Annotated in this window: 22 protein-coding genes; 7 read left to right on the top strand and 15 right to left on the bottom strand. The window is 51.2% G+C overall.

Translation table 11 applies throughout. The features are described 5' to 3' along the window. Positions 1–74 precede the first annotated feature (74 nt). From ABDW72_RS15985 to ABDW72_RS15955, 7 genes are all read right to left on the bottom strand, one after another. Complete coding sequence (locus tag ABDW72_RS15985; protein ID WP_347159597.1) at positions 75–1,871, bottom strand: acyl-CoA dehydrogenase family protein; 1,797 nt, start codon at positions 1,869–1,871, stop codon at positions 75–77. A 29-nt stretch (positions 1,872–1,900) separates the two neighbouring features. Beyond that, positions 1,901–3,079, bottom strand: coding sequence for a thiolase family protein (locus tag ABDW72_RS15980; protein WP_347159596.1), 1,179 nt, complete (start codon positions 3,077–3,079; stop codon positions 1,901–1,903). Positions 3,080–3,400: 321 nt separating this feature from the next. Next, positions 3,401–3,598, bottom strand: coding sequence for a GIY-YIG nuclease family protein (locus ABDW72_RS15975; RefSeq protein ID WP_430438161.1), 198 nt, complete (start codon positions 3,596–3,598; stop codon positions 3,401–3,403). A gap of 84 nt (positions 3,599–3,682) precedes the next feature. After that, a complete protein-coding gene (locus ABDW72_RS15970) occupies positions 3,683–6,085 on the bottom strand; it encodes a 3-hydroxyacyl-CoA dehydrogenase/enoyl-CoA hydratase family protein (protein ID WP_347159595.1) in 2,403 nt (800 codons plus the stop codon). Between the two features lie 17 nt (positions 6,086–6,102). Further along, complete coding sequence (locus ABDW72_RS15965; protein WP_347159594.1) at positions 6,103–6,546, bottom strand: MarR family winged helix-turn-helix transcriptional regulator; 444 nt, start codon at positions 6,544–6,546, stop codon at positions 6,103–6,105. Between the two features lie 333 nt (positions 6,547–6,879). After that, positions 6,880–7,431 carry a YcxB family protein gene (locus ABDW72_RS15960; RefSeq protein WP_347159593.1) on the bottom strand — a complete coding sequence of 184 codons (552 nt, stop codon included), beginning with the start codon at positions 7,429–7,431 and terminating at the stop codon, positions 6,880–6,882. A gap of 1 nt (position 7,432) precedes the next feature. Then, entirely contained in the window at positions 7,433–9,199 is a 1,767-nt protein-coding gene (locus tag ABDW72_RS15955; protein WP_347159592.1) for an AMP-dependent synthetase/ligase, read from the bottom strand. A 236-nt stretch (positions 9,200–9,435) separates the two neighbouring features. Between ABDW72_RS15955 and ABDW72_RS15950 the strand changes: the two genes are divergently transcribed. From ABDW72_RS15950 to murQ, 4 genes are all read left to right on the top strand, one after another. Next, the gene (locus ABDW72_RS15950) at positions 9,436–10,602 is read left to right on the top strand and encodes a formimidoylglutamase (RefSeq protein WP_347159591.1); all 1,167 of its coding nucleotides are present in this window, start codon (positions 9,436–9,438) and stop codon (positions 10,600–10,602) included. Between the two features lie 107 nt (positions 10,603–10,709). Next, on the top strand, positions 10,710–10,985 hold the full coding sequence (locus ABDW72_RS15945; protein ID WP_430438160.1) for a cytochrome b5 domain-containing protein: 276 nt from the start codon (positions 10,710–10,712) through the stop codon (positions 10,983–10,985). A 73-nt stretch (positions 10,986–11,058) separates the two neighbouring features. After that, on the top strand, positions 11,059–11,922 hold the full coding sequence (locus ABDW72_RS15940) for a hypothetical protein (RefSeq protein WP_347159590.1): 864 nt from the start codon (positions 11,059–11,061) through the stop codon (positions 11,920–11,922). 112 nt (positions 11,923–12,034) lie between these two features. Continuing rightward, positions 12,035–12,853, top strand: coding sequence for an N-acetylmuramic acid 6-phosphate etherase (gene murQ, locus ABDW72_RS15935; protein ID WP_347159634.1), 819 nt, complete (start codon positions 12,035–12,037; stop codon positions 12,851–12,853). 81 nt (positions 12,854–12,934) lie between these two features. On the opposite strand, the gene ABDW72_RS15930 is transcribed toward murQ, so the two are convergent. Continuing rightward, complete coding sequence (locus ABDW72_RS15930; RefSeq protein WP_347159589.1) at positions 12,935–14,035, bottom strand: hypothetical protein; 1,101 nt, start codon at positions 14,033–14,035, stop codon at positions 12,935–12,937. A gap of 247 nt (positions 14,036–14,282) precedes the next feature. Here ABDW72_RS15930 and ABDW72_RS15925 point away from each other — a divergent pair, with 247 nt between their 5' ends. After that, complete coding sequence (locus ABDW72_RS15925) at positions 14,283–14,852, top strand: hypothetical protein (protein ID WP_347159588.1); 570 nt, start codon at positions 14,283–14,285, stop codon at positions 14,850–14,852. 193 nt (positions 14,853–15,045) lie between these two features. On the opposite strand, the gene ABDW72_RS15920 is transcribed toward ABDW72_RS15925, so the two are convergent. The 4 genes from ABDW72_RS15920 to era all read right to left on the bottom strand — a co-directional run bounded on the left by ABDW72_RS15920 (position 15,046) and on the right by era (position 17,974). After that, positions 15,046–15,267 carry a hypothetical protein gene (locus tag ABDW72_RS15920; protein ID WP_347159587.1) on the bottom strand — a complete coding sequence of 74 codons (222 nt, stop codon included), beginning with the start codon at positions 15,265–15,267 and terminating at the stop codon, positions 15,046–15,048. Between the two features lie 166 nt (positions 15,268–15,433). Beyond that, positions 15,434–15,631 (bottom strand): hypothetical protein, encoded by a 198-nt coding sequence (locus ABDW72_RS15915; protein WP_347159586.1) that lies wholly within the window; start codon positions 15,629–15,631, stop codon positions 15,434–15,436. Between the two features lie 72 nt (positions 15,632–15,703). Further along, positions 15,704–17,017, bottom strand: a complete 1,314-nt coding sequence (der, locus tag ABDW72_RS15910) for a ribosome biogenesis GTPase Der (protein ID WP_347159585.1) — start codon at positions 17,015–17,017, stop codon at positions 15,704–15,706. Positions 17,018–17,086: 69 nt separating this feature from the next. Further along, positions 17,087–17,974, bottom strand: coding sequence for a GTPase Era (gene era, locus ABDW72_RS15905; protein ID WP_347159584.1), 888 nt, complete (start codon positions 17,972–17,974; stop codon positions 17,087–17,089). A gap of 319 nt (positions 17,975–18,293) precedes the next feature. Between era and ABDW72_RS15900 the strand changes: the two genes are divergently transcribed. Both ABDW72_RS15900 and hemH read left to right on the top strand, forming a co-directional pair. Then, complete coding sequence (locus ABDW72_RS15900) at positions 18,294–18,485, top strand: hypothetical protein (RefSeq protein ID WP_347159583.1); 192 nt, start codon at positions 18,294–18,296, stop codon at positions 18,483–18,485. Between the two features lie 442 nt (positions 18,486–18,927). Next, complete coding sequence (hemH, locus tag ABDW72_RS15895; protein ID WP_347159582.1) at positions 18,928–19,956, top strand: ferrochelatase; 1,029 nt, start codon at positions 18,928–18,930, stop codon at positions 19,954–19,956. An 83-nt stretch (positions 19,957–20,039) separates the two neighbouring features. On the opposite strand, the gene ABDW72_RS15890 is transcribed toward hemH, so the two are convergent. The 3 genes from ABDW72_RS15890 to ABDW72_RS15880 all read right to left on the bottom strand — a co-directional run bounded on the left by ABDW72_RS15890 (position 20,040) and on the right by ABDW72_RS15880 (position 22,401). Continuing rightward, positions 20,040–20,564 carry a hypothetical protein gene (locus ABDW72_RS15890; RefSeq protein ID WP_347159581.1) on the bottom strand — a complete coding sequence of 175 codons (525 nt, stop codon included), beginning with the start codon at positions 20,562–20,564 and terminating at the stop codon, positions 20,040–20,042. Positions 20,565–20,570: 6 nt separating this feature from the next. Then, the gene (locus ABDW72_RS15885) at positions 20,571–21,152 is read right to left on the bottom strand and encodes an LOG family protein (RefSeq protein WP_347159580.1); all 582 of its coding nucleotides are present in this window, start codon (positions 21,150–21,152) and stop codon (positions 20,571–20,573) included. 106 nt (positions 21,153–21,258) lie between these two features. Then, a complete protein-coding gene (locus ABDW72_RS15880) occupies positions 21,259–22,401 on the bottom strand; it encodes a cysteine desulfurase family protein (protein ID WP_347159579.1) in 1,143 nt (380 codons plus the stop codon). Positions 22,402–22,407: the final 6 nt, after the last annotated feature.

Below are 22,407 nucleotides of genomic sequence, written 5' to 3'. Positions count from 1 at the left end.
CCCTATAAAAGCCCAAAAAAAAGGCTGCCACTAAAACAGCGGCAGCCTTTCCTGAAGTATAAATTGTCAGATAATCAATAGGCGTATCCGTTCGCCTCGATCAGCTTGGCAGCAATGCGACGGCGGGCTTCTTTGGTGTTGTACAGGTCTTTCTTCGTGAAGCGCTTCAGGCCCATGAACAACAGGCGCTGCTCATCGCCTTCCGTCATCGCGGCAATGGCGTCTTTACCAGCAATAAAGGTACTGTCTACGGCGTCGTTCATGGTTACGCGCATAATGTCCAGCTCCTGTGCCACGGCTTCCTCGCCTTTCATTCCTACCAGTTTCTCCACGCGCAGCAGCACCGACTCAGCCGTATAGGTCTTGATAGCCATATCAGCAATATGCATTAGGATTTCCTGCTCTTTGGCCAGCGAATTCATATACTTCTGCACGGCCGTGCCGGCTACCATCAAGATCGCCTTTTTCAGGTTTTTGATGGCTTTATGCTCTGCGGCAAACAAGCCTTCGTCTTCGGCCCCGAAGTCCGGAATGGCCATCAGTTCCTGCTGCACGGCCTGGGCAGGACCCATCAGGTCCAGTTCGCCGCTCATCGCCTTTTTCAGGATCATGTCCACGGTCAACATGCGGTTGATCTCGTTGGTGCCTTCAAAGATGCGGTTGATGCGGGAGTCGCGGTAGGCACGGTCCATGGGGTAATCGGCCGAGAAGCCATAGCCACCGTAGATCTGCACGCCTTCGTCCACCACGTAATCCAGCACCTCAGAGCCTTCTACTTTCAGCATGGCGCACTCCACGGCAAACTCGCGTGCAGCACCTAGCAGCGCCTCATTTTCGCCTTTGCCAGCTGCCAGCAGTTCCTGCTCCATCCGGTAAATATCCATACCCGCGCGGTACAGCGCCGATTCTATGCCATAAATGCGGATCGCCTGCTCTGCCAGTTTGTGCTTGATCGCGCCAAATTTAGAGATCGGCAGCTTGAACTGGTAGCGCTCGTTAGCATACTTCACCGACAGGTTAGCAACCTTTTTAGCTGCGCCCAGCGTGGCAGCGCCTAGTTTGATACGACCAATGTTCAGGATGTTGAAAGCGATCAAATGGCCTTTACCGATCTGGCCCAGCACGTTCTCTTTCGGCACCTGACAGTCGGAGAAGAACACCTGGCGGGTAGATGACCCTTTGATGCCCATCTTATGCTCTTCGTTGCCGAGGCTCAGGCCCGGATAGCCTTTCTCCACAATGAAGCCGGTGAACTTGTCGCCGTCCACCTGCGCAAACACGATGAACACATCAGCAAAACCGGCGTTGGTGATCCACATTTTCTGGCCGTTGAGGACGTAATGTGTACCAGCTTCGTTCAGCACCGCTTTTGTTTTCGCAGCCAATGCGTCAGAACCGGAGCCTGGCTCTGTGAGGCAGTAAGACGACATCCATTCGCCGCTCACCAGCTTGGGAATATACTTTGCCTTCTGCTCCTCGGTGCCGAAGTATAAAATTGGCAGCGTGCCGATGCCCGTGTGCGCCGCAAAAGCGACCGGAAACGAATGGCCACCACCAACAGATTCTGTTACCAGCAGGGCCGTGTTAAAGTCCATGTTCAGGCCGCCGTACTGCTCCGGAATAGATACTGCAAATAAGCCCAGTTCGCCTGCTTTTTTCATCAGGTTCTCCATCAGGCCCTCTTCATGGGCATCCAGGCGATCGAGCAGCGGATTTACTTCGTCCTGCACAAAATCAAGGCAGGTTTGCGCCATCATGTGCTGCTCTTCACTGAACTCGGCAGGTATAAATACATCCTGCGGACTTGTTTCTTTTATCAGGAACTCACCACCTTTAATGGCAGTGGTTTTGTTTTCTGTTGTATTTGCCATAACAGCTCCTATTAATGTTTTTAGATTATCTACTTCAGTAACTCGTAAACGCCGGCTACGCCTTGGCCGCCACCAACGCAGGCTGTTACCAGGCCATACTTCTTGCCTAAGCGGCGCAACTCGTGGAATTGCTTGATGCTAAGTTTGGCGCCGGAACAACCCAGCGGGTGACCGAGCGCGATGGCACCGCCGTTCACGTTCAGCTTGTCCGGGTCAAAATCCAGGTGGCGCATTACGGCGATGGACTGCGCCGCAAAGGCCTCGTTCATTTCGATCAGGTCGATGTCGTTCAGCGTCATGCCGGCCTGCTTCAGCGCTTTCGGCACAGCCGCGATCGGGCCCATACCCATGATGCGCGGATCCACGCCACCGGTGGCATAGCTTACCAGGCGTGCGATCGGCTCCAGGTTCAGCTCCTTCACCATCTTCTCACTCATCACCAGCACAAAGGCGGCGCCATCTGACGTTTGTGAAGAGTTACCAGCGGTTACGGTGCCGCCTGCTGCAAACACCGGCTTTAGCTTCGCCAACTTATCCAACGAGGTATCCGCCCGGGGACCTTCGTCGGTATCTACCAAATAAGAGCGGGTTTTCCTTTTGCCGTTTTCGTCCACATAGGTCTGCTCTACTGTTATCGGCACGATCTGATCTTTAAAGTAGCCCTCTGCCAGTGCATTCAATGCTTTCTGGTGCGATTTTAAAGCAAACTCATCCTGGTCTTCACGTGAAACATTGTAATCCTTGGCTACAGCCTCTGCCGTTAAGCCCATGCTCAGGTACCAGTCCGGATTTTTGCTGGCGATTTTATAGTTAGGTGCTGTTTTCCAGCCAGCTGTTGGCACCATCGACATAGACTCCGTTCCACCTGCGATGATACACTCGGCCATACCTGCCTGAATGCGATTGGCTGCAATGGCGATGGTTTCGAGGCCGGAGCCGCAATAGCGGTTCACCGTCATACCCGAAACGGACATAGGCAGCGCTAGCAGCGAGATCATACGACCGATCTGCAAACCCTGCTCTGCTTCCGGCACTGCGTTTCCGACGATCAGATCATCCACACGTTCCGGGTCCAGGCTCGGCACAGCTTCCACTAAATGTTTGATAACATCCGCAGCCAGGTCATCGGGCCGCATGAACCGGAAAACCCCACGCGGAGCCTTGCCCACGGCGCTTCGAAATCCGGCTACGATATATGCATTGTTCATCTTGATGCTCTTTTACAGTTTATACTATCGACTATACTTTATATTCTGTTTGTCATCTTGAGTAAAGCTCCAGAAGGTTCTTTAGAACTAGTTCTGCTTCACCTCCTTCAAACAAGTTTCTTTCAGAATGACAGTGAAGTGGTTTAATACTAAAGTAGAACCTATTTAATCTTTCAGCCATACTCTTCATTTTTCATCTTGTAAAGGGGAGGTTAAGCCCTTGTTTAATCATCCAACTTTAGAAACCCCAGGTATGGATTTCCCTCTTGATCAACTTCATTTTCTGTTCACGACTCAACAGTTTCAGCTCCTTCTCCCGCTTTATTGCGTGCTGTACATAAGTATGGCGCTTATAATATAGGAGTTGATAGCAGTAGTAGCGGCCGGCGAAGGTCTCCGACCTGCTCTGTTGGCTTTATGCTGTTCTAGCCTTATTACTAAATCATTTGTCACTCCCACGTAAAGCACAGTTTTGCCGGGATTAGTGATGATGTAGACGAAGTAATTGTGGCTTTTCATGCGCTATAGCTAAGGCTTAACCTCACTTCCACCAAGATCTTTACAGGATAACAAAAGGTAACGTCAAGCTGTTATACTTCCACTTTAATTTCGCAGCGGCTTGCCGGTGGTGAGGATGCTCTGAATGCGCTCCAGCGTTTTGCGCTCGCCTGTCAACGACAGAAAAGCTTCGCGCTCTAGGTCCAGCAGGTACTGCTCGCTTACTTCTGTTGGCTCCGACAAGTCGCCGCCACACATCACCCAGGCCAGCTTGTGCGATATCTTCTTATCATGCTCAGAGATATAGCGGCCGCTATACATGGCGTTCGCTCCGGTGTAGAACATGGCCAGTCCGCCTTTGCCCTGCACTTTGATGTTGGTGCGCTGCACTGGCCTGGTGTAGCCTGCCTCCGCCAGCAGTATGGCTTGTGCCTTGGCATCGGCTAGCAAACGGGTGCTGTTGATGGTGATGCCATCGCTCTTGCGCATATAGCCTAAGTCGATCGCCTCTTTGGCTGAGGTGGATACTTTGGCCATACCGATGGTCAGGTAAGCGTTCTTCAGGTCGTTGTATTCGATGTCGCCTTCAGTGTAGGCATCAGAAGCACGCAACGTCATTTCTTTGGTGCCGCCGCCGCCGGGAATCAGGCCTACGCCGAACTCCACCAGGCCCATGTAGGTTTCAGCCGCCATCTGCACGTGGTCGCAATGCAGGTTCAGCTCGCAGCCACCGCCCAGGGCCATGCCGTGTGGCGCACCTACTACCGGAATAGCCGAGTAGCGCATGCGCATCATGGTGTCCTGGAACTGCTTGATCATGAAGTTGATCTCATCATACTCCTGCTCCAGGGCAGACATGTATACCAGCGCCAGGTTGGCACCTGCCGAGAAATTCGCGGCATCATTGCCTACTACCACACCGCGGAATTCTTTTTCTGCCAGATCGATTCCTTTGTTCAGGCCAGCGATCACATCGCCGCCCATCGTGTTCATTTTTGAATGAAACTCAATGTTCAGAATGCCATCTCCCAGGTCGATCAGGCTCACGCCGCTGTTTTGCCACACTGTTTTGCTGTCGCGGAGGTTCTCCAGGATAATGAAGTTCTCAGCACCAGGTATGGCTTTATACTGTTTTGTTTGAATATCATAGTAGCGGCGGGTGCCGTTTTCCACGATATAGAAAGATTCGTTCTGGCGCTCCAGCATGTCGGTTACCCAGGCTGCCGGCTGATAGCCCGCTTCAATCATGCGCTGTACACCTTCGCGGGCACCAATGGCATCCCAATACTCGAACGGCCCCAGTTCCCAGCCAAAGCCAGCACGCAGGGCGTCGTCTATTCTATACAGCTCATCCGAAATTTCCGGAATACGGTTGCTCACGTACTGGAACAAGCCAAATAGCGTGTCGTTGAAGAACTGGGCGGCTTTATCGGTTTGCTGCGAGAAGGCTTTGATGCGCTTCTTCAGGTCGTCAATGGGCTTGAGCGCTTCCATACTCTGGAACTTCACCTTCTGCTTCGGCCCGTATTCCATGGTGTTCAGGTCCAGCGTCAGGATCTCGGTTTTGCCGCTGGCATCTTTGGTCTTTTTGTAGAAGCCCTGCCCGGTTTTATCCCCCAGCCATTTGTTTTCCACCATTTTTTGCACGTAGTCCGGAATCCGGAACAGCTCGCGCGACTCGTCGTTCTCTCCGGCCTGGTACAAGCCATTGGCCACGTTTACGGTCGTATCTAAGCCCACTACATCCAATGTTCGGAAAGTAGCCGACTTGGCGCGGCCCACCACTGGCCCGGTGATCTTGTCCACCTCATCTATCGTCAGGCCATACTTCTGCATCGACTGCAGCGTCTGCATGATGCCGTAGATGCCCACGCGGTTGGCGATGAAAGCAGGTGTGTCTTTGGCCAACACCGTAGTCTTGCCCAAGTATAGATCGCCGTAGTGCAGCAGGAAATCGACTACTTCTCTGTCTGTATCTGGCGTCGGGATAATCTCCAGCAGCTTAAGATAGCGGGGCGGGTTAAAGAAGTGGGTACCGCAGAAGTGTTTTCTGAAATCTTCGGAGCGCCCTTCCGCCATTAAATGAATCGGAATGCCGGAGGTGTTGGAGGTAATAAGCGTGCCCGGCTTGCGGAACTGCTCCACCTGATCATACACCAGTTTCTTTACTTTCAGGTTCTCCACCACCACTTCTATTGTCCAGTCGGCCGTGGCAATATCTTTCATATTATCTTCAAAGTTGCCCGTCTGGATCAGACGAGCGTCCGACTTGCGATAGAGGGGCGACGGATTGGAGGCAATAGCGGCCTGCAGGTGCCCATTTACCAGGCGGTTGCGTACGGCTTTGCTCTCCAGCGTTAGCCCCTTCTTCTCTTCGTCCGGCAAAAGTTCTTTTGGTACTATATCGAGTAGCAGCACCTGCACCCCGATGTTGGCGAAGTGGCAGGCAATGCGCGAACCCATCACACCGGAGCCCAGCACCGCTACCTTTTTAATGATTCTTTTCATAGAATAGCTATGGTTGTCTATGTGGTTTTAAAGATTTCTTTGTTTTCGATCATGCCCTGAATGCGACTGCATACTTTAAAGAACACCTCGAGCTCGTCTTCGGGTAGTTGCTGGCGCACTTTATGGTTAAAATGTTTTACCGTGAGCCGCGACACCTCCTTCTTCTCCAGTCCTTTTTCTGTCAGGAAGATGCGTACCAGCCGCTTGTCGTTCGGGTCCGATACCTTATAGATCAAGCCCTGCTCTTCCATACTTTTCAGGATGCGGGTGAGGCTGCGTGCTTCCAGGCCCAGCAGCGGCGCAATTTTAGTGGCAGGTGTTCCTTTCTCCTGGTCTATGTTGAGCAACACAAACCCGATGGAGGTCGTGATGTCGTTCTTGGCTGCTTCGGTGTTATACATCCGTGCGATGGCATGCCAACACACTTTAAAGTTATAGTCTACTGTTTCTTCGGGCTTCATGTACTCCTGTTGCTATATACCAAATATAAAAAATAATGTTATGCTTGCATACTAAATTGGAAATTATTTTCGCTGCATGCATAATATTCATACGTGAATAGTCAGATTACGTCCGCGGGTTACCGGAAGGGATGAGTAGTGGTTTGAAAGAAGGGTTAAACAAAAATCCCTTTCCGGAGTGGAAAGGGATTTTTGTTATCCATACCTTATATTTTTAATAAAACCGATGAGCGTCTGAGTATTTATTCTGCTATATAGCAAACGGCCACAGCAACCAGACACTTACAGGTGGAAAAGACACTGCGAGGTCTTAGAAAGGAGCAGGCTTGTTCTTTAGCTTACTTGGCTGCTGGGAATTTGCTGCATCCTCTCTTTAAACATCCTGGCTAATGCATCAATGTGCTCATTATTATCAAAAGCCCTTTTTGGTATAATAATCGCATTTTGCTTGGTCAGATAAAGCACAAAATATTCAGCTGTCTCCTCATAATTAAGGAAGGAAGTGTACTTAAACTCGGTTTTGGACCTTTCTGTTATATATATAATTACATCATCTAAAAAAGCAACCTGGCGTTCACCAACCATGTTGGGGTACTCTTTAACCATTTTAGTGACATTTCTCTTCGTAAGCCTTTTGCTTCTGACTCCAATCATGCTGAACACTCCAATTGAAAGCAGAAGTATAACCCAATTTCCCCAATCTAGAATTTCTTCAGATACAGGTCTTTTAAGCGTTGAAAGCATATATATCAGGTATACGGCAAAGAGTAACCACTTTAGATGTTTCTGGATGAAAGATGTTTTTTTACGAAAGTAATGTTTGTTAAAGGCCTGAACATCTTCTTGTTCAAGTATAAATTTTAGCTCCATTCTTAGTTCAGGCATCCTAATGCTTGTACATGCTTTCGATCACATCTTTATAGTTGGAGGTGATGATCTTGCGCTTCACCTTTAGGGTTGGCGTGAGCTCACCGGTTTCCACGGTCCATAAGCTCGGCAGCAGCCTGAACTTTTTAACCGTCTCATACTGGGCCAGGCCTTCATTGGCCTTTAAAACCTCCCTGTGATACTTATCCAGCACTTCCGGGTTGGTGAGCATCTCAGCATCTGTCGTGTACGGAATGCCTTTGTGGTTGCACCAATCCTGCAGGCCGACAAACGAAGGAACGATCAATGCCGCAGCATACTTCTCCCCTTCCCCTACCACCATGGCCTGCTCAATCACCACTGACTCTTTCAGCTTATTTTCGATCGGCTGGGGTGCCACATACTTGCCACCCGAGGTCTTGATCATTTCTTTCTTCCGATCGGTGATCTTCAGGTATTTGCCCTGCACCAGTTCTCCGATATCGCCGGTATGAAACCAGCCTTCCTTGTCGATCACCTCTGCCGTCAGCTCAGGCTTTTTATAATACCCCTTCATCACGTGCGGGCCACGCGTCAGGATCTCGCCATCGGTTTCAGCTATCTTTATCTCCACTTCATCAATGGTCATCCCTACGGTGCCGATCACATTGTGCTCCGGCTCATAGCGGTTCACAGTAATAACAGGCGAGGTTTCGGTCAGGCCATACCCCTCCATTACCCGGATGTTAGCCGCCCAGAACACCCGCGCCAGACGGGGCTGCAGCGCTGCGCCACCCGATACAATTGCCCGCACATTACCTCCCAAAGCCTCCCGCCATTTGCTGAAAATAATCTTATTGGCCAGCGCCAGCTGCTGGTTGTACCACCAGCCCTGGTCTTTTTGCGTGTCATACTTCAGGCCCAGCTCCAGCGCCCAGAAAAACAGCTTGCGCTTGGCGCCGGTCAGTTCCATACCAGTTGCCACAATCCTGTCGTATATCTTTTCAAGCAGGCGTGGCACCGTGGTAAATACATGCGGCTTTACCTCCTTCAGGTTTTCGGCTACCAACTCTATACTTTCGGCATAGTAGATAGACACCCCAACCCGGAAGTATAAATACAGCAACATGCGCTCAAAAATGTGACAGAGCGGCAGAAAACTTAGCGCCCGGTGGTGCTCATTAACCGGCACATAAGGCATAGCACCTGTAAAGTTGCTCACCAGGTTGCGGTGCGTCAGCATGACGCCTTTCGGGTTGCCGGTGGTGCCTGAAGTATAAATAATCGTTAGCGTATCGTCTGGCTGCACCTGGGCTTTCAGCGGCTCCAGTTGCTGCACCTCTCCCTTCGTGCCCAGCTCCAGCACTTCTGTCCAATGCTTTGCGCCCTGCACATGGTCGAAGGTATAGATGTGCTGCACGCCCGACATGCCCTCCGTTGCTGCCACTACTTTGTTGTAAAGGTTGCTATCGGCCACAAAGATGATCTTCACTTCTGCATCTTCAAAAATATAGCGGTAGTCCTCCACCGTAATGGTAGGGTACATGGGCACGCTGATAGCCCCGATCTGCTGAATGCCAAAGTCGGCCAGCACCCACTCCGGGCGGTTAAACGAGATGATCGCCACCTTGTCGTTGCGGTGTATGCCAAGCTTCAGAAGACCCAGACTCAGCAGGTTAACCTTGTTCTGCACGTCCTGCGTGCTGTAGGTCTTCCAGGTGCCATTTACCTTGGCAGCCAGGCAGTCTGGCTGCGGGTAGTGCTGCAGCTGGTAGGGAAGCAAATCAAACGTACGGCTAATAGTCATGCGGTATAAGGCTCAGAAAATGTATAGTTAAGCTTAAAATAACGGAAATAAGGGCTGGTGTAGGTATATTTTAACGCATTTTAGCTATTTTTTTTAAATTCTGCCATTCCGGTTAAGTATAAATATCCCCCAGGCTTTATATTTAGCATGTGCAGGCGGCAAATGTAACCCAAGTATACGGATAGCCTTTATTGCTGCTGTATTTTTATTATTTTTGGCTTCTCAGCCAATACCACATGAATCTAGCGATATTTTTTGAGCCCCTGAACGAGGATGTGTTTGCTACCTTTAACAAGCCACGCACCCTGGGGGCCTATACCAGCCGTTTTGTAAGTCAGTTCCCGGACTGGCGCGGGGCTGATATTGCGCTGATCGGTATAAACGAGGTCCGTGGCCGCCAGGCAGAGGCCACCGCAGCACAGGCTGCCGCTGAAGCACCGGCACGTGCAGTGCGCCGGAAGCTGTATAACCTGACCAAAGGTGCCGGGCGCTGCCAGCTGGTAGACCTGGGCAATTTGCGCCCTGGTATTACGCTGGAGGACACCTACCTGCGCCTCAAAGAGATTGTGGAGTTGCTGATCTCCCACAACACCATTCCGGTTATTATCGGGGGATCTCAGGATTTGGAGTATGGCCAGTACCTGGGTTACGAGCACCTGGAGCGGGCCGTGAATATGGTTACTGTGGATAGCAGCGTAGACATGACGCAGGACATGGAGGCAATGCCCCATAAAAAGCAGCTGCGCCAGATACTTATGCACGAGCCCAATTACCTGTTCAGCCTTGGCCAGATCGGTTACCAGTCGTACCTGGTGGAGCCGGAGGTAATGGGCACCCTGGAGAAGATGCATTTTGAGGCTTTTAGAGTGGGCGAGGTACACCGGAATGTGCAGGAAATGGAGCCGGTGGTACGCATAGCCGACCTGCTAACCTTCGACATCTCGGCTATCAGACACCAGGACGCACCCGGCTACGAACCAGCCAACCCTTTTGGGCTCACCGGCGAGGAAGCCTGCCAGATCTGCTGGTATGCCGGCCTGAACGATACGCTGACATCACTTGGCATCTATGAATACCAACCGGAACTGGACGAGCGGGAGCTGACGGCGATGACCATTGCCACCATGATCTGGTACTTTATCGAAGGATACTACCACCGCAAAAACGAGCTGCAGTTTAACAGCACGCAATTTACCAAGTATGCGGTAGCTTTTAACGATACGCCGGACCGCATGGTGTTTTATAAAAGCAGGCAGAGCGAAAAATGGTGGCTGGAGGTAGAGCCGCTGTCTGGCAGCGACAAGGGCAGCCACATTATTCCGTGCAGCTACGATGATTACGTGCAGGCCACCAAAGGCGAAGTGCCGCACCGCTGGATCATGACACAGGCCAGGATCGGATAATTATAGTTTTAAGGTGAGCATTCAGGAAAGTATAACAAGTATAGCACAACAGGTGCAGGCACAAAGTATAGCTTACACACGGTTGTTTCTTTTTAACGCTTACTGCTTTGTCTAGCACCAAAGCAAACGTGGACGGGCTGCCGGAATACACCCTGCAACAGCTGGCCCTGCGCAATGGCCAGGATCGGGACGAAATCTGGATCGCCTACCGCGGTATTATTTATGATGTTCGGAAGTCGCGGTTGTGGCGCAATGGCCGGCACTACGAACATTGGGCGGGGCAGGACTTAACAGAAGAACTGCAGGATGCACCGCACAATGCCCATGTTTTTGATAAGTTTGAGGCCGTAGGTCTTGTAAAAGCATCACTTTACCGAAAATAAAGTATAAGGACATGATGGCCCGCCCATAGCGGACCGCCACTTGCCCTGCACACATCTAAACCATAGTATACTTATGATTTTAATAGCTGATAGCGGCTCCACTAAAACTGACTGGCGCATGATGGACGCCAATGGCGTACTGGAACAAGTTTTTACCGCTGGCATCAATCCGCAGTACCTGGAGTCGGACCAGATTTATACTATTTTTGAGGACGAGCTGCTCCCTAACCTGAAAGAGAAGAACCCCAAGGTTATTTACTATTATGGTGCCGGCTGCAGCTCGCCAGACCGTAACCTGCGCGTAGAGCAGGCCCTGCGGAAAGCCTTCCCCAGCAGCACGCCACACGTAGAGCATGACCTGCTGGCAGCAGCACGTGCCCTTTGCGGCCATGAGCCTGGCATTGCCTGTATTCTGGGTACTGGCTCTAACTCCTGCCTGTACGATGGCAAAAACATCACCGACAATGTACCGTCATTGGGCTTTTTGATGGGAGACGAAGGCAGTGGGGCATACCTGGGCAAAATGCTGATCCGGGCGTACCTGTACCGCGAGTTGCCCAAAGAGTTGGCTACTTCGCTGAAGAACACGTACAACCTGACCAAAGACGGCATCCTGGACTCCGTGTATTACTCTGACATGCCGAGCACCTACCTGGCTACGTTTGCCAAGTTTTGCTTCGACAAACGCAAGAGCCCGGTTATACATGCGATGATCTATGAAAACTTTGCGGAGTTTTTTGAGCGTCATGTCAGCAAGTATGAGGGCTTTACAGAGCTGCCAATACACTTTGTTGGCTCCATTGCGTACCACTTCTCCGATGCGCTGCAGCAGGTAGCCAAGAAGTATGGTGCCCACGTAGGTAAGGTGATCACCAGCCCAAGCGAAGGCCTGATTCAGTACCACCAGGAGCTGCTGGCCGCCATTGGCGAGCAGTAAGCGCCTTTAAAGAAAAGGAAGAAGGCAGCGAAAGGAATGCTGCGAGTATACTTGCACGCAGTAAAAGTTGCGCCTTTTCCTGTTCATCATTTCTAATTCTAACGTGATAAAAGTGTCTACAACCGAATCAGCCTCCAACTACGACAGACTAGAGCAGATGAGTGTGCGGGAGCTGCTGGAGAACATCAACCGGGAAGACAAAACGGTGCCGCTGGCAGTCGAAAAAGCTATTCCGCAACTGGAAGCACTCATTAATGCAACGGTGGAGCATCTGCAGCAGGGAGGCCGCCTTTTTTACATCGGGGCAGGCACCAGTGGCCGCCTGGGTATACTGGATGCTTCGGAGTGCCCGCCGACCTTTGGCGTACCCCATGGCATGGTGGTCGGCATTATAGCCGGAGGCGATGGAGCTATTCGGAAGGCAGTAGAATTTGCTGAAGATGATACGGAGCAAGCCTGGAAAGACTTGCAGGCGCACCAGATCAACGAGCGGGACATTGTTGTGGGCATTGCCGCATCGGGCACAACGCCTTACGTGATTGCCGGCCTGAATGCCTGCCGCAGCCACGGCATACTAACGGGCTGCATTGTTTGTAATAGCGGAAGCGCTGTAGCCGCTGCCGCCGACCTTCCGGTGGAAGTAGTGACCGGCTCTGAATTTCTGACGGGCAGCACCCGCATGAAAGCCGGCACCGGGCAGAAGCTCGCCCTGAACATGCTCACCACGGCTACCATGGTAAAGCTGGGCCGCGTAAAAGGCAACAAGATGGTGGACATGCAGCTCTCGAACAAGAAACTGGTAGACCGCGGCACCCGCATGCTGATGGATGAGCTACAGCTAACGCGCCCTGAGGCCGGTGCGCTGCTTAAAAAGTATGGCAGTGTGCGCGCCGCTATTGAAGCCTACGGCAGCGACCAACCCAAAGCCTGACCTCTTATACCATCAAAACAACGGGGCCCAAGTATAGCTATACTTGGCCCCGTTGTTTTGATGCTACACTGAGCACCTATCTTATTCCTGTAGAGATTCCTGCAATGTCTTTAGCCGCTCCATCAAGGTAGAGGCTGCCTCGCTGCTAGGCACGTAATAGTTGACCACAGCCCAGTCATTTACAAGTTTAAACCGGTTGTCGATGAGGCTGTACAGCGCCTTGATGCGGTAATCCTCCAGCGGCTCCAGCCCCAGCGACCTGCGCCTGCTGGCAATCTGCTTCCGCTCTGCCTTGCTCCTGCTTTCCACCAGGTATTGTCCCAACTCTGCCGGCTTTTCCTTTTCATCCTCACAAGCACTGCAGTTTACCCGTACCAGCGCTTTGGCACCGTACGTACTGCGCCCCGCCTGCTGCTCCAGTAAGTAGGCAGCAGCGGTTGGCGCCAGTTGGCCCTGGTGCACAGCACTGTCCAGTACCGTTGTGAAATCATGCCCGTTCCTGGCTTTGGTCTGCCGCTGAATCACCACCGTATAACGCGGCAGCTGTTCCAGCGTATCAGCCACCCCGATCAGGTCCTCGCCGGGATAGCCGTACTGCGCTACCCACGCCAGCAGTTTCTGCACATTAGCCGCTTCTATTTTCCGGATCGTGTCGCCATACACACGCAGGCCGCCTGGTGCCTGCCGGAAGTATTGGTCACGGGCATAAAGCTCGTCTAAGTCGGCGCGCAGGTCGGGGTTTATGTGCTCTTGGTAGGTGCGGCGGTGTTTTTTATACTTGCGCCTGAACTTCTTCCACTGCCGGGTGCCTGTTAGCGAGTCGAGCAGCGGCTGCCGTTTGAGGTACTCTAGGCTCACGCCTTTTTCTACCAGTTTGTTCAGGTATTCGTAGGCTTGTTTTTCGTTTTGCAGCAGCAGCGCACAAATGGCTGCATTGTAATAATCGTGGGCAAAAGGCGACGGCACAGAAGAGAAAGCCAGCTGGTAATCTGCCAGCGCAGCCGCATAGTTCTGGTAAATGACCTCCATCTCCGCTTTGTGAATGACCGGGTAGTATTCTTCCACATAGTCGGGGGCAGCGGCAGAAGCAGACATTGTAAGCCAGGCAAAGCAAAATGCCAGCAGCAGGCCAGCAGTGCGCCGCCGGGTGGAAAACAGGGTGTGAAGAGACGCTAAAAACATGGGTTTGAAATAGTGCACTACAAGTATAACGTTTATCCTACCTGCAACATACATTGCAGCGTAGGGCATTTTTACAAATATATACTTTTTACTTCCTATACCTGTAAATCTGGCTCCGGTTTGGAATCGTTCGAGGTGGCGGTGTGTTGCTATAACGCAGTAAAATTTAAGTCGATCCGCCAACTTTGCAATAGCTTTACAGTACAGAAAACTGCGGCAGTTATGCCTGCCTTTTACCTGATTTTGTATGCATACGATAGAACCTTTTTATAATTGGCTGGAGCAGTATGCCGCCACCGACGATCCGCGTTCGCCGCTTTATGGGGCAGAAAACAACCTGCTGCAGTATACCAACACCATCTACGGCTACTATATCCATCCCCAATGGGATGACATCGACTCAGAAACGCTGTTCCTGAAGATCCTCTATGCCGATTACGACCAGCACTTTACCGTTATTGAGTTTATAGGCGAGTGGAATGACGCCCTGCACAACGACATCATGACGTTGAAGCGTAACATCCTGGACCCGCTGCTACAGGAAGGCATCAAGTATTTTATACTTATCGGCGAGAACGTGTTTAACTTTCACGGCTCCGAAGACGATTACTACGAGGAGTGGTTTGAGGATGTGGAAGATGGCTGGATAGCCGCTGTTGGCTTTCGCGACTTTGTGCTGAGCGAGATGCATAACTATAACCTGGACTACTACATCAACTCCGGTGGCAGCTTAGACGAGTTGCACTGGCGCACTTATACGCCAAAGCGCTTGTTTGGCCTGATCAATGGCATGATCCAAAAGCGGCTGGGCCCCTAAACTGATTGCTGCCAGCCGTAGGGTAGCAGCTAAAATCAAGCAAAAGGCCGGACAGCGCTGTCCGGCCTTTTGCTTGATTTTGTTCTTCTATCGCTTCGCGTCAGCTACTTTTTCCTTCATCTCTTTAGTTGCAACATCTACTGCTTCCTCTATTTCAGCTGTAATATCGCGCGGCAGCTGCTCTAAAGCCTTACTATTGCTCTACCACAGCCGTTGTATCGGTTTCCTCTGCTGCCTCTTCCATCGCATCTGTTCTGTTCTCTACAGCATCGTTTCTATCAGCCTGCTCCAGCCCTGTATCGTCCCCTTCTACCTGGTCTGTGCGCTCATCCGTTGTTGTGTTGCAGGCAGAGAATGTTGTCAGGCCAAAGGTGAGCAGGCCCACTGTCAGGCAAAAGTAAACAGATCGCTTCATAGGGTTTTATTTAGGGTATTGGTGTGTAAAAGCTGCGCTTTAACCCAGCGCTATACTGCAACCCATACGACGGTTAGGGCAGATTGTTCCTGAAAACAAAAGAGGCACCTTGTGCAGGTGCCTCTTTCAGATCCCAGCCATGCGCCAGGTGGTTTTTTGTTGCTGACTACTGAACAGTAGTTGTGTCAACTGGAGTAGTAGCTGTGTCAGCTTCAACTGGCATAGCAGCAGAATCTACTGCAGGAGCAGTTTCTTCTACAGTAGTCTCAGTAGTTTCTGATGCAGTAGTAGCTTCTTCTGTTTTATTGCAAGATGCAAACGCGAACAGACCAGCAACGAAAAGTAAACCAAATACTTTCTTCATTTTGTTTGATGTTTTTTTGAATGAGGCGCAAAGATACTACTATAATTGAGCCTACTGATTTTTACTGAAAATTTATTTTTTGCGGAAGATCAGCTTCACTGGAACCCCTTCAAAGTCGAAGTGCTCCCGCAGCCTGTTCTCCAAGTAACGCGTGTACGACTCCTTTACATACTGCGGCAGATTGCAGAAAAAGGCAAAGGTCGGGTTATGCGTCGGTATCTGTGTGATATACTTAATCTTGACATACTTGCCCTTGATAGCTGGCGGCGGGTAACGCTCAATGTCCGGCAGCAATGCATCATTCAGTTTGGAAGTAGGAATCTTGCGGGTTTTGTTCGCATAAACCTCAATGGCCTTCTCTACTGCTTTATGTATGCGCTGCTTGGTCAGCACCGATGTAAAGATGATCGGCGCATACTTGATCGGCGCGATCCGCTCCAGTATTTCTTCCTCAAACTGCTTGGTGCTGTGCGTATCTTTCTCTACCAGGTCCCATTTGTTCACCAGTATCACAATGCCCTTGCGGTTTTTCTCAGCCAGGGCAATAATATTCACGTCCTGCGCCTCAATGCCGCGCGTCGCATCTAGCATCACAATACACACATCGGCATCCTCCAGGGCACGCACTGAGCGCATTACAGAGTAAAACTCAATGTCTTCGTTCACTTTGCTTTTGCGGCGCAGTCCGGCTGTGTCTACAATAATAAACTCATTCCCAAACGCATTGTAGCGCGAATGAATCGCATCGCGGGTGGTGCCGGCAATATCGGTTACAATGTTGCGGTCTACGCCCAGCAGCAGGTTCACAAACGAGGATTTACCCACGTTCGGGCGGCCCAGCACAGCAATCTTCGGAATGCCGGCATCCGGGTCTTCTACACCTTCGTCTTTGAAGTGCTTCACTACTTCGTCCAGCAGGTCGCCCGTGCCAGAGCCGTTCTGTGAAGAAATCGGGAAAATCTCCCCTCCTACTCCCAAAGCATAAAATTCACCCATCTGGTGCGCACGCGCATTGGTATCAGCTTTGTTCGCTACAATGTAGATCGGCTTGTCGGTGCGGCGGAGCACGCTGGCAAATTCTTCGTCCAGGCTGGTTACGCCGGCGTCCACATCTACCATAAACAGAATCACGTCCGCTTCCTGAATGGCCAGTTCTACCTGCTTGTTAATCTCGCCCTCAAAAATATCGTCGGAGCCGTGTACGTAGCCGCCGGTATCGATCACAGTAAAATACTTACCGCACCAGTCGCCGTGTCCGTAGCTTCTGTCGCGGGTAACGCCGCTCTCGTTGTCCATGATAGCTTTACGCTGGCCAATGAGGCGGTTAAACAGGGTGGACTTGCCCACATTCGGGCGGCCCACAATTGCAATGATGTTTGATGACATCGTTATAAAATAAAAGGATTAAAGTGCCCCCGGAGCGCCTTGCCCCGAAGCTTTATGCAATGCGCCTACTTACTCGCTGTAGCCGAAGCGGCGCAATAGCCGCTGATCGGTTCGCCAGTTTTCGTTCACGCGCACATACAAATCAAGAAATATCTTTTTCTGAAAGAACTCCTCCATATCTACCCGGGCCTGGGTGCCTACTTTCTTCAGCATCTCGCCTTTGTGCCCGATCACAATGCCTTTCTGGCTCTTGCGCTCCACACTGATCTCGGCCCGGATGCGGATAATGGCCTCTTCCTCCTTAAACTCCTCTATCACCACTTCGCAGCTATAAGGGATTTCTTTTTTATAGTTAAGGAAGATCTTCTCCCGGATCATTTCCGACACAAAGAAACGCTCGGGCTTGTCAGTCAGTTCATCTTTCGGAAAATAGGCCGGATGCTCGGGCAGGTAATGCAGCAGCCGCGCGAACAAGTGCTCCAGGTTAGTGCCCTGTAGTGCCGAAATGGGCAGAATCTCCGTCGGGTTCATCTTCTCCTGCCAATAGGCGATCTTCTCCTGCACATCCTCCTCGCTGGCTTGGTCTATTTTGTTGATGAGCAATAATACCGGCACTTGCGCATACTGCAGCCGCTTGAGCACGTCTTCCTCATCGTGCTTCTCATAGATATCCGTCACAAACAGAATCACGTCGGCATCTTCCAAGGAGGTGCGCACAAAGCTCATCATACTTTCGTGCAGCGCATACTGCGGCTTGATGATGCCGGGCGTATCGGAGTACACGATCTGGAAATCCTCGCCATTGAGAATGCCCATGATACGGTGCCGTGTAGTCTGCGCTTTGGAGGTAATGATCGAAAGCTTCTCTCCCACCAAGGCATTCATCAGTGTAGACTTGCCCACGTTGGGTTTGCCTACGATACTTACAAAACCGGCTTTATGTGCTGTCTCGGCCATAGCTTTAAATTTGAGGTTGCAAAATTACTTCTTTTTTACGAGACGGCGGCGGAATGTCTGATTTATTGAGTGTCAGAAGGATAGATTAGCAGGAAAGGGTTGTTTAGGAGGTTTGAAGGTTCGCGGCGCTAGCGGCTGGTTCTCCGCTATTTTGAGCAGCAGGCTATAGCTGTGGTGTGGTGTTCAGTTATACTTTGGCTATATTTGCTAGCTGTGGTTTATACTTTAACAGGCAAGCTATACTAGCCAACCACTTTTCGCAATCACAATTGGCTATACTTACTAGCTACCGTTCATCCGCAGTTTTATACTTGACCTGTTGCATCTTATACTTTGGAGCGCCCTTGCCCGCGAGGACTCGTCCTGGGGGTGCAGGCCCCCCGACAAGGGCATCGCACTGTGGCGTGAACCTGCCCTACCGGGCTGCCGCTCCCGCGGCACCGGAACCCGCCAAGGCGCTCAACCCAAGGACTGGAATCCTTCTGATAGCAGCCGTTTATACTTGTGCTAGAGTGTAAACAAGTATAATGGTATGAGTACTGGCGCGAATCTCCAGATTCGTGACTTGAGGTGCTTGAGGTGAAGGGGATGTCTCTGACTTTACAGGCCTGAAGGGGCAAATCAGCACCACGAGCAAAGTCTATACTCCTTCAACAGTCAAAACTACAAAGTTTGTACTGGAGCCAAAGCAGTTACCGGCTCCCCTCCTTAGTTAAGGAGGGGCAGGGGTGGTTGGACCCTGAACTACAACGCTTATACTTTACCAAAAGCAACAGCCGCCGCTTTCGTTATCACTCTACAGGTAAAGCTGGTACCTTTACTTCTTAAACGTTGAACATTTTTGACTTTTGCTGCTTTTACAGCTGTCGCGTACCCGCGTCGTGCCGCATATCTGGCAACAACTAACGGTTTATACTTCGTATATTTGTACTTAATAAGCATTTCTAGTTTAAATGAGCAAAAAAGCCACTGGTAAGATCGGTGTGTTGCTGGTAAACCTCGGCACGCCAGACACGCCTAACACCCCTGACGTTCGCAAATACCTGCGCGAGTTCCTGCTGGACAAGCGCGTGATCGATATACCCGCCGCGGCACGTTATGCCTTGATCAACGGCATCATCGCCCCGTTTCGGGCACCTAAATCTGCTAAAATATACAAGCAGCTCTGGACGGACCGCGGCTCGCCGCTGCTCTACCACGGCCTGGACCTGCAACAGAAGTTGCAGGAGAAGTTGGGCGCAGGCTACCATGTGGCCTTTGGCATGCGCTATCAGAGCCCAAGTATAAAGGGCGCTCTGGAGGAACTGCGCGAGCAGAGTGTAGAGCGCATTATTGTGCTGCCGCTGTTTCCGCAGTATGCGTCTGCCTCTACCGGCTCCGTGCAGGACAAGGTGATGGAGCTTGTTAAAGACTGGTGGATTATTCCGGACATAAAGTTTATCTCTTCTTTTTGCGATGATTCCGGTTTTATACATGCTTTTGCTGAACTGGGTAAGCAGCACATGGCGCAGGATGACTATGATTTTGTGGTATTCAGCTACCACGGCCTGCCGGAGCGCCACATCTTAAAAGGCAGCGACCATGGCTACTGCCAGCTTGGCGCCTGCTGCAACACCTATAACAAGCGAAATAAATATTGCTACCGGGCCTCCTGCTTCGAAACATCCCGCTTACTGGCAGCGGAGCTGGGCCTGCGCGAAAACCAGTATACCGTTGCTTTTCAGTCGCGCCTGGGCAAAGATCCTTGGCTGAAGCCTTATACGGACCTGATCTTAAAAGATCTGCCAGCTAAAGGCATCAAAAAAGTACTGGCTTACAGCCCCGCGTTTGTAGCCGACTGCCTGGAAACAACCATTGAAGTGGGTGAAGAATTCAAGCACCTGTTTTTGGAAGCTGGTGGCGAAAAGTGGCAGCTTGTGGAAAGCCTGAACTCCAACCCTATGTGGGTGGAAGCAGTGAAGGAAATGGTGCTGCGAAGCTAAAGCCCTGCCACTTCAGATTTGGGCAATAAGAAAAGACCGCTGAAACTAAGATCAGCGGTCTTTTTTGCTATACTTCCAGCAGGTTAATCCCAGTCCCAATCCCAGTCAAAGTCATCGTCTGCATCATTATCTTCCAGCCCCAGCCCAATGGGCGCTTTCAGGTACATGCCCAATGCCTTTTCCTTACCTGCGCCGTTGTACCGGATTCTGTAATTTAGCCCGACAAAATAATTTATCCAGTAGTCTGTCTGCAAGCCCAGTTTAACAGTGGCCTCGTCTTTCTTAAACTCCAGGTAGGGTCCTGCCGATACGCCCGCCAACGCGATGCCGGTTTGTGCCTGCGTATAGAGGATGGTGCTGTTCTTCCGGTGCTCAAAACCCAGGTTGCCACTGATCGGGAAACCATCTTTATACCACCACAGGGCGGCTTCTATCCCCCAGCTTACCTTCGGCTGCTTCTGCCCGAAATTATAATGCAAGGCAGGGCCAACTGAGAAAACATCCTGGGCCTGCACTGCCGGTAGCAGCAGCAACAACAGGACGGGCACAAACAGGAGCTTCTTCACCGCACGGGATAAAAAAGCGGAAGCGGCAATCTTCGTTTTCATTCCGGGCTAAATCCGCTTAAAGTCGATCCAGTAATCCGAAGCAGTTTCGGCAAAGCTTTGGATGCGTTGCAGCAGCTGTGCGGCATCATCTTCTATCAGCAAACTATTGCGGTAAGCCGCCTTGATAAAGCCTTCTGCTACGCCGTGGTCAACCATCTCCAGAAACTTATCGAAGTAGCCATGCACGTTGTAAAAAGCCACAGGCTTGGTGATGATGCCGAGCTGGTTCCAGGTGATGATCTCGTTTACCTCGTCGAAGGTGCCGAAGCCGCCGGGCATTGCGATGAAAGCATCAGAGCGGGCAGCCATCATAGCTTTGCGCTCGTGCATGGTCTGCACCACGTGCAACTCCGTTAAATGCTTGTGCGCCACCTCCCGGTCGACCAGGCTCTGTGGAATAACGCCAACGGCTTTGCCGCCGCCTGCCAGCACAGCATCGGCAATGGTTCCCATCAGACCGACATTGCCACCGCCGTATATCAATACAATATTTCGCGCAGCCATAGCCGTACCCAGCGCCGCAGCTGCTTCGCGGTACATTCCATTCAGGCCGTGGTTAGCTCCACAGAAAACGCCAATACTTCTCATACTTCTTTTTTATCAGACTTAAGCATCAAAAATAGAGTTAAAAAATAAAGGCTCCAACATTGCTGCTGAAGCCTTTAGACTTATTTTATCTCTTGCATATTGGCGTTTAAACAGGCACTTTCCGGTACATTTTAGCCAGTGTCTCAGCGGCGAAATCAATTTCTTCCGTGGTGTTATACTTGCTGAACGAAAAGCGCACATTGGCCCGGTCCGGATCAGCGTTCAGGGCTTGCAACACATGCGAACCGAGGTTGGCGCCACTGCTGCAGGCACTGCCGCCGGAAGCCGAAATCTTGTTTATATCAAGGTTAAAGAGCAGCATTTCGTTTAAATCGGAGGCAGGCAAGCTCACATTTAGCACAGTATACAGGCTCTTATCGCTAAACTCCGACATACCATTAAACTGCACGTCGTCCATCTGCTCGCGCAGCTTGGCAATCATCCTGTCTTTCAGGCTTTGGATGTGGTGGTGATGCGCTGCCATCTCGCGGTAAGCAATTTCCAGGGCTTTGGCCAGGCCAATGATGCCATACACGTTTTCAGTGCCGCCCCGCATGTTGCGCTCCTGCGCTCCACCCTGAATCAAAGGCTGAATTTTAATACTAGCATCCGCATACAGGAAGCCTACGCCTTTCGGACCATGAAACTTATGTGCCGAGCCTACAATAAAGTTGGCGCCTACCTGCTGCAAGTCGTGCTTGTAGTGGCCCATTGTCTGCACCGTATCAGAGTGGAAAACCGCATTATACTTTTTACATAGCACGCCAATCGCCTCTATATCATTCAAATTGCCGATCTCGTTGTTGGCATGCATGATGGATACCAGCGTTTGCGGCTGGCTGGTCAGCAGCGCCTCCAGGTGCTCCAGATCCAGGTTGCCGCGCTCGTCGTGGCGCAGGTAACTTACTGCTACGCCATCGTTTTTCGCCAGCATCTCCATGGTGTGCAACACGGCGTGGTGCTCCAGTTGGGTAGTAACCGCGTGCTTGATACCCAGCGTACGCACAGTGCAGGTAATCGCGGCGTTATCGGCCTCGGTACCACCGGAGGTAAAGAAGATCTCCGCAGGCGATGTGTTTAAGAGCGTCGCTATGGTTCTGCGCGACTTCTCGATGGCAGCCCTTACTTCCCGGCCGTGTGAGTGTATGGAGGAAGGGTTGCCGAAGTGCTCCAGCATATAGGGAGCCATGGCATCAAATACCTCTTTATCCAGAGGAGTAGTGGCAGCATTATCTAAATAAACACGCATTGGGGT

This window comes from Pontibacter chitinilyticus, from assembly GCF_039748935.1.
Taxonomy (GTDB): domain Bacteria; phylum Bacteroidota; class Bacteroidia; order Cytophagales; family Hymenobacteraceae; genus Pontibacter; species Pontibacter chitinilyticus.
Note: the sequence above shows the minus strand (reverse complement) of the source record. Positions and strands in the feature narration are given on the sequence as shown.

Coding starts and splice junctions, on each gene's coding strand:
- ABDW72_RS15960 (WP_347159593.1), bottom strand. CDS start 7,431: ATGCCTGAACTAAGAATGGAGCTAAAATTTATACTTGAACAAGAAGAT.
- ABDW72_RS15980 (WP_347159596.1), bottom strand. CDS start 3,079: ATGAACAATGCATATATCGTAGCCGGATTTCGAAGCGCCGTGGGCAAG.
- ABDW72_RS15950 (WP_347159591.1), top strand. CDS start 9,436: ATGAATCTAGCGATATTTTTTGAGCCCCTGAACGAGGATGTGTTTGCT.
- ABDW72_RS15885 (WP_347159580.1), bottom strand. CDS start 21,152: ATGAGAAGTATTGGCGTTTTCTGTGGAGCTAACCACGGCCTGAATGGA.
- ABDW72_RS15970 (WP_347159595.1), bottom strand. CDS start 6,085: ATGAAAAGAATCATTAAAAAGGTAGCGGTGCTGGGCTCCGGTGTGATG.
- ABDW72_RS15890 (WP_347159581.1), bottom strand. CDS start 20,564: ATGAAAACGAAGATTGCCGCTTCCGCTTTTTTATCCCGTGCGGTGAAG.
- ABDW72_RS15965 (WP_347159594.1), bottom strand. CDS start 6,546: ATGAAGCCCGAAGAAACAGTAGACTATAACTTTAAAGTGTGTTGGCAT.
- ABDW72_RS15985 (WP_347159597.1), bottom strand. CDS start 1,871: ATGGCAAATACAACAGAAAACAAAACCACTGCCATTAAAGGTGGTGAG.
- ABDW72_RS15920 (WP_347159587.1), bottom strand. CDS start 15,267: ATGAAGCGATCTGTTTACTTTTGCCTGACAGTGGGCCTGCTCACCTTT.
- der (WP_347159585.1), bottom strand. CDS start 17,017: ATGTCATCAAACATCATTGCAATTGTGGGCCGCCCGAATGTGGGCAAG.
- ABDW72_RS15975 (WP_430438161.1), bottom strand. CDS start 3,598: ATGAAAAGCCACAATTACTTCGTCTACATCATCACTAATCCCGGCAAA.
- ABDW72_RS15925 (WP_347159588.1), top strand. CDS start 14,283: ATGCATACGATAGAACCTTTTTATAATTGGCTGGAGCAGTATGCCGCC.
- ABDW72_RS15940 (WP_347159590.1), top strand. CDS start 11,059: ATGATTTTAATAGCTGATAGCGGCTCCACTAAAACTGACTGGCGCATG.
- ABDW72_RS15955 (WP_347159592.1), bottom strand. CDS start 9,199: ATGACTATTAGCCGTACGTTTGATTTGCTTCCCTACCAGCTGCAGCAC.
- hemH (WP_347159582.1), top strand. CDS start 18,928: ATGAGCAAAAAAGCCACTGGTAAGATCGGTGTGTTGCTGGTAAACCTC.
- ABDW72_RS15930 (WP_347159589.1), bottom strand. CDS start 14,035: ATGTTTTTAGCGTCTCTTCACACCCTGTTTTCCACCCGGCGGCGCACT.
- era (WP_347159584.1), bottom strand. CDS start 17,974: ATGGCCGAGACAGCACATAAAGCCGGTTTTGTAAGTATCGTAGGCAAA.
- ABDW72_RS15880 (WP_347159579.1), bottom strand. CDS start 22,401: ATGCGTGTTTATTTAGATAATGCTGCCACTACTCCTCTGGATAAAGAG.
- ABDW72_RS15915 (WP_347159586.1), bottom strand. CDS start 15,631: ATGAAGAAAGTATTTGGTTTACTTTTCGTTGCTGGTCTGTTCGCGTTT.